Here is a 10,513-nt window from a genome sequence, read left to right as displayed (position 1 = left end):
CAACCTCTATCCCTTGTAAAAAGGGTTCCACCCTATGCCTTTGCCCGATGGCATCGCACCAGGCACCCCATCCGCTTCAAGCAGCGGACGGACAACTAACTTCACGGGCCACTCCCTGCTCTCGAATATCGCATGAGCGAGCGCGGCCCGGTCGGATTCGGGAAGCTGCACATGTTGCAGCGCTTCCTTCCAAGCCTGCTCCGTGATCTCCCATAACTTCGTTTCCGGGATGTGATACACTTCGCTAAGTGCCTCCATGATCGCAGCCAGATTCACCTGCGTCCCCAAAGACTGCACATAGAAAATCAACTTCTGGATCGTCTCGTTATACAGGCTGTTCGAGTAGCCTGGACGAATATGATAGGCAGGGTCTGCAATGCCATGTTTATCCAGATAAGGCTGATGCAAACGCACCGAATCATGATCGCGGAACAAGAGACCTTTTACCTCATTATCCTTCAACACCAGACAGCAGTTCTGACCATGAATCTCAGGTACAACACCCACCTTGAACAGGCGCATCACGATATCATAAAACGTCGTAGCTATGCTGGTATAAAACTCGAGAACATCCGTGCTGCTCAGGTTATCCCCCAGAATTTCCGTTAATAGATGATGCCCTTCCAGATTCACACCCAGTGCGGCCATTGGAATGACTTTGTAGGCTTCATTAAGCAACTCAGTGGGATACACACGAATCTGTGCAGCCAGATGGCGTGGATGATCATCGAACAGTCCCTTGGATTCTGGCATGAAGCCCCACCAGTTCTGCTCTTCACACATATACACCTTGTGCTTCAACGTCTCATCACAGGCAACGGCCTGTCGTAACATCCGTTCTCCGGCAAGACCATTCAACAGCTTCACTACCGGAAGATAACGAGCAGCCCCCAGTGACAATACGCTAACCGGTAGCTTGAGCATTAGGGTAGACTCGGTTGATGGGGCCATCGAGCGCAAAGAGGATGTTGCCTGTACGTCGCCCACTTCTATGTCCAATACGACAATGCTACCCTCTTCGATCTCCCCCGTGAAGCGAGGCAGAATCACATGTTCCAATTGCCACGGATGAACAGGCATGGGCAGATATTCGTCCAACGTGATCCCTTTTTTGGCAAACTCGGCTTCCACCACTCCGCGCTGAACATCGTCTAACACATCCAAAATGGACAATCCATCTTCACACCCTTGCTGCACGGCATCCAGCCGTATAGCCACCCAGCGCAGCGAAATCGCCTTCCCGAATTCTGCTGCATACCGTGTTACATCTTCTGCATTGAATCCCACCTTGGCTTTGGACGATGGGTGAAATGGACGATCCCGCAATGCCGCAACGCGCTCCCCCTTGATAAACCATTCATAAGCAGAAGCCGGGACGTTAGCGGACAGATACTGGACTTGTTCCCAGCCCAAAGCATACTGCTCCACAGCAATGTCCAGACTAACCAGGAATTCCGCCACCCCAGGCTGCGCATAGGCCTTATCCGACAAAGCCCTCTGTAACACCGCACGTCCAACTTCTGTCGGAGTATCAAGGAGAACCCAGCTTCCATCAGTTTTCTCCTCGTAGATCGGTGAACCCTGAATCCACTGAGTCCCCTGTCTTACTCCAGTTTCAACCAGACACAGTACACCTTGCGTATGCAATCTGACATGAGAAGCCCCATTCTGATTATGCTCTTCGCTGTCATATCCCTTGTACAATCGACGGAACGGTGCAGGTGCTTCGGCAAAATCAATGAATGGGTGATCCTCCAGTGGGATTAATTGCTCCCACAAAAATGAATTCATCAGATCCGCCATAATCCGGCGTTCAGCGGCTTGCAGACTGGAACGTTTCATCAGTGTTGACATGATTATTGTCCTCCGTTAGATAATGGAATGCCGGGTGCGGATGCCCCAGAAAATCATGATGCGAGATGGTCCAGCAATAAGCCCCAGACTTTTCAAACAAAACAATATCTCCCACGCGCAACAGTGCTACCTCCGCATCAGAATGCATGCGATCCTTGGGTGTGCATAGCTCACCTACGATATGGACTCGACGATCTCTTACCTGTGGACGGGCAAACGAGTGTTTCCAGCGATCCGTCGCCATAATCTGAAACGGATGGTTATGTCCCCATGAAGCAGGCAGACGATTGTGGTGCGTACCTCCTCTTAACACGGCAAAATACTGATCATGAGAGGTTTTGATATCCGTAACTTCTGCTGCGTAGTACCCATGGTCTGCCACCAGTAGTCGACCAGATTCAAAATACAGCTGACCTCCGCTTGAAGCAAGGCGCTCTCTGGCTTCACTTTGCTCCAGCAGGGAAGTGAACAAGGGCCAGTCGAATCCGGGACTGCCATCATACGTGACACCGAATCCACCTCCTGCATTCACTACTTCCACAGGAAGATCATACTGCTGCTGCCACTGTTCCACCTTTTGCAAATACAACTCGATCATCTCGGCGTGTAGCCTTGCATCCATATTGTTGGACAAGGAGTGAAAATGGAACCCGCTTAACCGAACCACACCCGCGCCTTCCACACGAATGAGTTCAATGGCTTCTTCCACCGCCTCTTCATCGATTCCAAAAGGACTCGGCCCACCGCCCATGACAATCTTCGTCCGAGGTAACGTACTGCTCCGCAGGTTGATTCGGAGCAGTATTCGCACTTCCTGCGCTTGCTTCTGTTGTTGCTTGTGTTTCGGCTCGTGTTCTTGATCCTGTTTTTGCTTTTGCTCTTGCATCAGTTCCTCGCCGTATGCTTGCGTATATCTCTGCTCCGGTTTCTGCTCCCATTCTTGCTTCTGCCTGCTCCCCTGCACGTGCTCTTGCTCATGTTCTTGATCCTTCGCTCGCTCTTTCGCAATCGCAATGATGCGCCGAAGTTCCAACAGACTCTCCACATGGATGTAGCTCACGCCCTGCTCGATCGCCAGACGTAGTTCGCTCTCCTTTTTCCCCGGACCTCCAAACAGAATTGGAACCTCGCGACTTACCGCTCTAACCTTGAGTAGCTCTCCAATCGAAGCCACTTCAAAGCCCTTCACCAATGGAAGCAGCGCCTCAATGATCCGCGGATCAGGATTCGCCTTAATGGCGTAGAACAACTGTGTGTTCCCAGGCATGCTGTCCAACATCTGATGTACCTGTTCCTGAATGCCAGCCAGATCGTATACATACGCACATACCGGATCTTCCATTCCGCGTTGCAGTTCATCTATCGCATGCCATACACCAGGTTTCATATCTGCCCACCCGCATTCCTGTAGTCATTCCGTTTTTGGGCATACGCCCGAAACGCCGTATTCCGATCATCACCAAGCACGTATATATGTACTCCCCGCTCAGCCCAGAGCGACATATCATCCACACCTCTAGTGACCGTTGCATAAGGTACTTCGCACTGCCGAGCGGTAGCATGCAATTCATCCAGCGCACGTCTCACATCTGGGTGCTCGGTCTGCCATGGCACACCGAGGGATTGCGACAGATCCGCTGCCCCTTCCAATACAAAGCTCACCTGAGGGTGAGACAGAATCTGTGCACTTTGCCGCACGCCCTCTGCACTTTCAATCATGGGGACAACCATCACCTGTTCGTTCGCTTCTTCAATGTATCCTGTGAGCGGATATTTCCCAAATACACCGGGACGACCACTATTCAAGCTCCGCATGCCAACCGGATGATAGTAGGCGTGACGAACCGCTTCCTCCACCTGCTCCAGTTGCTCGACATGTGGAATGACGATACCTTGTGCGCCACAGTCCAGCACTTTCAGAATCTCCACTCGCTCCACCTTCGAAATTCGAACCAACGGGGTTAGGCCCACCAGTTCCGCCGCACGAACCAAATCTTCTACCGATTCCATCGATGTTGCGGCATGTTCCAGATCAATAATGACAAAATCATATTCCGCATGTCCGATCATCTCAATGATGACCGGATGTGGTATGGATACAAAAAGGCCATATACTGGCTGTTTGCGTGCAATTTTTTCCTTCAGCGTGTTAATCCTCATTCGACGATTCCCTTTAATTCGGGTGTCCTCTTTGATTCAAGTGCATCCTTTGATATCTTGAGCGGATTACTCGCCTTGCGGAAATATAACTCTGCATCCCCATACAGACGGCGCTTGGTCATCTCTTCGATCAGTGCATCTTCGGCAAAAAGGTCAAATGCAACGAACCGTTCTGCGTATTCCGGGTGCTGCTTCTGATAATCCACAATTACACCTGCGCACAGCTGCCAGAACGCTTCCTCCGACAACCCAAACTTCTCCAAAGCCAGCGCAATATCTGTCATGCAGATAAAAAAGAATGCATCATACGTATAGTCACGGACTTCCGACACATCTCCGGCATAGATGAAGGAATACCGATTGAACTTGCGGTGGGTCTCTGGTTCTGGGTTCAGCTTCGGTGCCCGTTCCGGGTGCAACAGTTGATCCGGTACATAACGAACACCATCATGCAGATCCTTGATAATGATTCGTTTCGGCAGATCGTCTTCCAGGACCAAAATGATATTCTGGGCATGAGATTCCAGCGCAATCCCGTGTGCATAGAGCAGATGTATAATTGGCAGTGTAACTGTGCGAACAAGGGCCTCGCTCCACTTTTCCACCCCATGTCGTTCTACAGCATCCTGGATAAATGGAACACCCTCCGGCTGCACCAACATCAATGCATTCAGCGGCCACGCCGTCTCACCTTGCTTCAGGTGAACCGATACATTCTCCCGCCAGATGGCACCGAGTGTACCGTAGGCCCGTCCATACTGGGTTGCAGGCAACTGCTCATAACGGAACGACAATCCCATGATTTCTTTTAAAATGCCAAACTGCGCCTGTTGCAACAGCTCATCTTCACGAACAAGTTCATCCAGCCAATCGCTGATCAGCGGTGCGTTCTGGGTCGTATGCTGTGCCAGAATACGTGTGCTCGACGTGTTGGTGATGCTAAGGGCCAGCTTGATGTAAGGGGCTTCCGGATTCACCCGATTCGACAGCGAACGGATCGACTGCTGCGCACGATATGGCGAAGACGATGGACCAAGATACACGATGTCTCCATCCATCAACTGACGGGCATATACCGATTCCAACTGGTGCTCCCACTGCCATGGATGAACCGGAATGAATACATATCGATCACCCGCCTTAGAACCTATTTCCCCATCTACCTTGCTGTCTTTGCTGCCAACGCTAGAGCCTATTAAGCTATCTTGAACAGCTGTTATTTCACCAACCTCGGCACTGCTCTCAAGCTGATCTGCACTCGCCGCATATGCGTTGACGTTCTCACCCGTGTCCGTAAAACCTTGTTGTTGCAGGATCTGTTGAAATCGCTGTACGTCCACTGCAGTCAGATGTTGTCCCACCAGTTCTTCCGAGCTATAACCCGCGGATACAGCGGTCTGAGCAAATTCTTTTTTCACAGCAACCCAGACTAATGCAACCTCCGTGTTAAATTCAGGGCCATAAGCCAGATTGTCTTTCAAAGAAAATCCCAGCCTCGACTTATAACTCGGGTGGTACAGATGACCGTCGGTCATGTGACTTTCGAGCGCATCATAATGCCGATCTTCATTCGGAATGTTCAAGGGCAATATAGCTTGGCACTGACTGTCCTTTGCCATCGTTTCGAGTAGTTCCTGGATAAAAGCCGTGACATTTGCACCCTTCAAAGCGTTCAGCACAATTTCCTCCAAAAACAGATCCAGATCGGTGCAGAGTACGCCTTCTCTTTGAATCGAACCCTTCTTCACCTTCACCCGACCGAACGAAAACTTCCGCTCCGCTTCACACGTGTACGCTACAGAATCGCCGGAAGATGTAAGCCCGCTGGTTCTCCATTCGCTCCCAATTACATGACTGTCTAGAATGCCTTCGAACCACATCGCCTCCAACGTCTGCCGCATGATCCGTTCCTGTACACCCACGTATACTGCTTCTGTCCTGCCGCCTGCTTCAGCCCTGTATCCCACGACTCCCACGCACTTCACTCCCCATTCGTTTCATTACATTGCTCACCGGCACGTAGGCCGGGGTCTGGCTGATCCCCCTTAGACAACTCACCAAATTTTGTTTGGCCAGAAATGCATCCGTTGTCAGCAGATATTGCACATATGCATTGCCCGTTCGTTCCAGTTCCTCCACAAGGACCTCACGTACCTGTTTCCAGAAATGCTCCTCCGGGACGTTCACATCTCGCGCCATCGCATGAATCAAAGACCCCAGATGATTGACGATAAAATAGTACGATGTCCGCGCCCAGGCTTTCTCTCGCGAATAAAATAATAAATCGGACGCAGCACGATCCTGCTCACGGATAAGTTCCTCATCCACACTGACCCCTTCCAGGTCGCGGACGATAAAAGCCACAGGCAACCCATCCTCCAATGTGACAAGTGTATTCTGCAAATGGGCTTCAAAATGAATACCTTTCTCTCCCGCCGCCCGTACAATCGGCAGCAGCGAACATGCCAGATATCGTTCCAGCCAACGCTCGGCAATGTCACGTCCACCACCCAGCATCGTCATCAACCTAGAACGCATCCCGGGAAGTGGTGCTTCAACCAGACTGGATAAGACATACGTATTCTCAACATCAAACTCAATGGGCCGATAAGCTATCGTAAACAGACTGGTTAACTCTTCATCTTCAAAAGCACAAGTCGCTACACCCGTCTCATACGCAATATGTGTGTTCGGTTCAGCACCGAAGCAGTCATGCTGCCTGACGTACTTGGAGGCATCCAGTGTTCTGTGCATCTGCTCAGCACTGTTGGTGCGAATCATGTTCGTGATCTGCATATTCAGTGACAGCTTGATATTGCAGTTCCATTCGGGAACATAAACCGTACGGACTGAAGAAGTTGGGTAGACGGTTGGCCCCGCACTACCGAGTAGGATTAATTTTTCATCTCGAATGTAGTGCTGCACCTCGGACAATCGTGATATGTATGCATATTGCCATGGATGGACAGGCAGCAGCCCATACATTTCACTCTTTTCTTTTAAAATAGGCTCCACATGGCTCCACAGGAGGTCTTGCAAATCCATTGCCGCCTCGTCATCGACCCATTCCTGCACGTAGACATCCTGCCTCACGGCGATATAACAGAGTTGAAATGATGTCCGTAACTCCGGACTGTACTTCTGCACATCATCCTCGCTGAAGCCTTTGGAGTTCTTCGGAAACGGATGGAACGGATGACCATACAACAGTGACTGTTCAGATGTGCGATAGTCATGGATGTCGAGACCGGCTGCTTGTTCGATATACAACGTAAGGTTACCGACACTGTTATCTACCTTTTGTGCAAAATCTTTGGCATACGTCGCATCTACACGATTCGTATTCTCGCCCTTTGGATGTGCAATATCCACCTCAAGTGAACGCTTCATTTCCATCACACTTTTCTTCATTCCATGTTGATCCGAACTCGCTCCCTGTTCCCCATTTCCGCTTAGCTCAGATGTGATCCAACGAACCAGGTCGCCATAATGCACCGCTTCCCCGCCAGATTCCATGCTGAGGTATTCATGCTCCCCTATGACAGAGTAATAAGACAAGCGTCCTGTCACCTTCACCCTACTGGCTTGAAAAGCAACAGTGTACGACAGCGTATTTGGATTGATCCGAATATCGCTTTCCTTCTCTAGCGCAAGCTCACGGATGTAACAGTTCAACAGCAGCTTGCACGAATGTTCGTGGGCCTGCTGCTCAGCCTCAGACCGGAGCTTGTTTTCCATCTCGAACAATGATGCCAACCTTCTTTCGGGTTATAAGTAAGACCAAGGGAAGTGTAAGCAGTATGGCGCAGCCAAGTCCGATACAGATCTCTTTGAGCGCTCCCCATTTTGCCATCTCCATGGACGTTCCTGCCCCGGCAAGCCATTGCCAACGCATATCGTAATACAAGGTCAAGCCCATCACCGCAAACGAAGAAGCAAGACGCTCAATCGTGGTTGATAACACCGACCCTTCGTGCATATCTTCGTCCGGTAATGCTTGCAGACCAATTGCAGAGATACTCATGCCTGACAAACCAACGCCAATTCCCCGACACGCCATGAGCATCCCGATGATCCATATTGACGCTCCCATGGGCAGAACCGCAAACGATAAGATCGATATCGAAACCAGCAACGTCCCCCATGCGATAAAATGCATGGACCGACCGCGATCCAGCAAGCTACCGCCAATCCACATGAACAGACTTGTACAGATCGACAAGGGAATGAATAACGCACCAGATAAGGCAGGCGACAGGTGGAAGACATCCTGGAACAATAGTGGCAATGCAAAGATTACGCCAAACATGACACAATCTTGAATCGTCGAGATCAATACGGTCAGCGGAAAGACGGCATTACGTCGCAGTAACTGGTACCGGATAAGTGGTTCCTTCCGACCGTTCTCGGTCTGGACAAAACGAATGAGCAACACCACACCGAGCGCAATCAGTAGCCAAGGTACCCATACTGCCACGACAGGACTTGCGTACAACTGTACTCCCAGACTAAGAGCACCTACCGCACAGATCAGCAGCATGACACTGGATGGATGCCATTTTTTCCTACGGGCAGGGATATAGGTCTGAATGACTCGACCGCACCCGATCAACGAGAATATAGCCAGTGGCACATTGAGCCAGAACAACATTTCAAGCCGTCCATACTGAATGATGAAGCCCCCCAATGTTGGACCGGCAGCCGGAGCGAGCATAAGAAGCAAGCCCCACGCTCCTGTAATTCGTCCCCTTACCTCCGGTCCGTAGACATCAAAAAGCAGCACAAGTGATAACGGAATCATCAGCCCCGCGGCAACGCCATGCATGAAACGAACCAGCAACAGTACCTCAATAGAGTGATAAAACAACGCACCTGCCACCGAGAACAGTCCATAGATGCTGATGCCCAACATATACGTCTGCTTACGCCCCAGTCGGTCCACAATCAGGGAAGCCAGCGGCATTGTTAACGTCATAGCCAGCATGTACAAGGCAATGATCCGTCCGCCTGCTGTCGTAGAGATCTGATAATATTGCACAAAATAAGGCAGCAGCAGGTTAAATGCACTGTTGGTCAGTACCAGCGAAAAAGCACCGATCAGAATCGCGAGTAATACTGCATGCCTCTTCATCAGGGAAAGCTTCAGCATGCGGCTGTTGCTAAGGCTATCGCTTCAGCTACCGATTTCTCAAAGATCGCAAGGATTGCACCCGATTCTTGCTCCGTAATATTCAGCGGCGGCAGAAAACGAACAACAGCTGAATGACGCCCGCCCAGTTCTACAATTAATCCATTCTTGAAACATTCGCGCTGAATAGACTCAGCCAGCGCACCATTAGGCAGATAATGTCCCAGACGATCCTTCCGTCCTGTTGGATCCACCACTTCAACGCCGATCATCAGTCCTCTGCCTCGCACGTCACCAATCTCTGCATACCGCTCTTTCATTGCATTCAGTTGATTCATGAACTGCTCACTGCGCAGATGTACGTTGTGTAAAACATCCTGTTCCCGAATATAACGAAGTGTCGCAAGTCCCGCTGCCATGGCGAGCTGATTGCCACGGAACGTGCCTGTATGTGCACCAGGTTGCCATTTGTCCAGCTCTTCTTTGTAGATGACAACAGACATCGGCAAACTTCCGCCAACTGCTTTGGAGCAGACAATTGCATCGGGTATGATTCCGGCATGTTCAAATGAAAACATCCGGCCTGTCCGTCCAATGCCTGTCTGCACTTCGTCGATGATGAGCGGAATATTTCGCTCTGCTGTGATTCGCCGCAGCTCCCTCAGCCATTCGATATCTGCCGGAATGGCTCCACCTTCACCCTGCACCGTCTCCACAATGACCCCACACGGTGCCGCAATACCGCTCTCGCAATCATCGAGCAAGTTCTCGATATACTGTGCACTTAACCGGGCCGTCATGCCTTCACCAACACCAAATGGGCAGCGGTATTCATAAGGAAACGGCAGGAAATGTACATCGGGCAACAGGCTTTGCAGATGTTGTTTCTTGCTCAGGTTGCCACTCATCGACATCGTCGCTTGGGTCGAACCGTGATAACCTCCCTGAAAGGCAAGAATAGACTTGCCGCCTGTAGCATGTTTGACCAGCTTAATGGCTGCTTCTACGGCATCCGCTCCGGTTGGACCACAGAACTGGATTTTGGCTTTGTCTCGCATCTCTGCCGGAAGAATGGAGAATAGTTCTTGCATATATGAAAGCTTCAGCGGTGTTGCCAGATCCAGTGTATGAAGAGGAATCTGCTGATCCAGAACATCGCGAATGGCGTTGACCACCGTGTCATGGTTATGCCCCAGCGCCAATGTTCCTGCCCCAGCCAGGCAGTCGTAGAATACGCGGCCTTCCGTATCGGTAATCTTCACCCCATGGGCCTTGTTAATGACAAGCGGGAAATGTCTCGGGTACGATCTTGCATTGGATTCCTTCTCATTTTGCATCTTCAGATATTCCGTCTGCACCTCTACTGACATA

Annotated in this window: 7 protein-coding genes; all 7 read right to left on the bottom strand. The window is 50.7% G+C overall.

Annotated features, from left to right (window positions below):
- Positions 1-6: 6 nt before the first annotated feature.
- From MHI52_RS05265 to MHI52_RS05235, 7 genes are read right to left on the bottom strand one after another with little or no spacing between them, the layout of a single operon-like run.
- Positions 7-1,854, bottom strand: coding sequence for an IucA/IucC family protein (locus tag MHI52_RS05265; protein ID WP_405158612.1), 1,848 nt, complete (start codon positions 1,852-1,854; stop codon positions 7-9).
- Positions 1,814-3,241, bottom strand: coding sequence for a type III PLP-dependent enzyme (locus MHI52_RS05260; protein WP_405158611.1), 1,428 nt, complete (start codon positions 3,239-3,241; stop codon positions 1,814-1,816). Before MHI52_RS05260 ends, MHI52_RS05265 begins: the two co-directional genes overlap by 41 nt.
- Complete coding sequence (locus MHI52_RS05255) at positions 3,238-4,014, bottom strand: aldolase/citrate lyase family protein (RefSeq protein WP_339285674.1); 777 nt, start codon at positions 4,012-4,014, stop codon at positions 3,238-3,240. Before MHI52_RS05255 ends, MHI52_RS05260 begins: the two co-directional genes overlap by 4 nt.
- Positions 4,011-5,990, bottom strand: a complete 1,980-nt coding sequence (locus MHI52_RS05250; RefSeq protein WP_339285673.1) for an IucA/IucC family protein — start codon at positions 5,988-5,990, stop codon at positions 4,011-4,013. Before MHI52_RS05250 ends, MHI52_RS05255 begins: the two co-directional genes overlap by 4 nt.
- Positions 5,965-7,752, bottom strand: a complete 1,788-nt coding sequence (locus MHI52_RS05245; protein ID WP_339287086.1) for an IucA/IucC family protein — start codon at positions 7,750-7,752, stop codon at positions 5,965-5,967. The genes MHI52_RS05250 and MHI52_RS05245 overlap by 26 nt, the downstream gene beginning before the upstream one ends.
- Positions 7,730-9,163: an MFS transporter gene (locus MHI52_RS05240; RefSeq protein ID WP_405158610.1), complete on the bottom strand. Its 1,434-nt coding sequence runs from the start codon at positions 9,161-9,163 to the stop codon at positions 7,730-7,732. Before MHI52_RS05240 ends, MHI52_RS05245 begins: the two co-directional genes overlap by 23 nt.
- The gene (locus tag MHI52_RS05235; protein ID WP_036672588.1) at positions 9,157-10,512 is read right to left on the bottom strand and encodes a diaminobutyrate--2-oxoglutarate transaminase; all 1,356 of its coding nucleotides are present in this window, start codon (positions 10,510-10,512) and stop codon (positions 9,157-9,159) included. Before MHI52_RS05235 ends, MHI52_RS05240 begins: the two co-directional genes overlap by 7 nt.
- Position 10,513 lies beyond the last annotated feature (1 nt).

Source organism: Paenibacillus sp. FSL H8-0283 (assembly GCF_045040675.1).
Lineage (GTDB): Bacteria > Bacillota > Bacilli > Paenibacillales > Paenibacillaceae > Paenibacillus > Paenibacillus amylolyticus.
This window is presented reverse-complemented; position numbering and strand designations above follow the sequence as displayed.

Bases quoted from the DNA above. Each gene is read 5' to 3' on its own strand.
- MHI52_RS05265 (WP_405158612.1), bottom strand. From the start codon at position 1,854: ATGTCAACACTGATGAAACGTTCCAGTCTGCAAGCCGCTGAACGCCGG.
- MHI52_RS05260 (WP_405158611.1), bottom strand. From the start codon at position 3,241: ATGAAACCTGGTGTATGGCATGCGATAGATGAACTGCAACGCGGAATG.
- MHI52_RS05255 (WP_339285674.1), bottom strand. From the start codon at position 4,014: ATGAGGATTAACACGCTGAAGGAAAAAATTGCACGCAAACAGCCAGTA.
- MHI52_RS05245 (WP_339287086.1), bottom strand. From the start codon at position 7,752: ATGGAAAACAAGCTCCGGTCTGAGGCTGAGCAGCAGGCCCACGAACAT.
- MHI52_RS05240 (WP_405158610.1), bottom strand. From the start codon at position 9,163: ATGCTGAAGCTTTCCCTGATGAAGAGGCATGCAGTATTACTCGCGATT.
- MHI52_RS05235 (WP_036672588.1), bottom strand. From the start codon at position 10,512: ATGTCAGTAGAGGTGCAGACGGAATATCTGAAGATGCAAAATGAGAAG.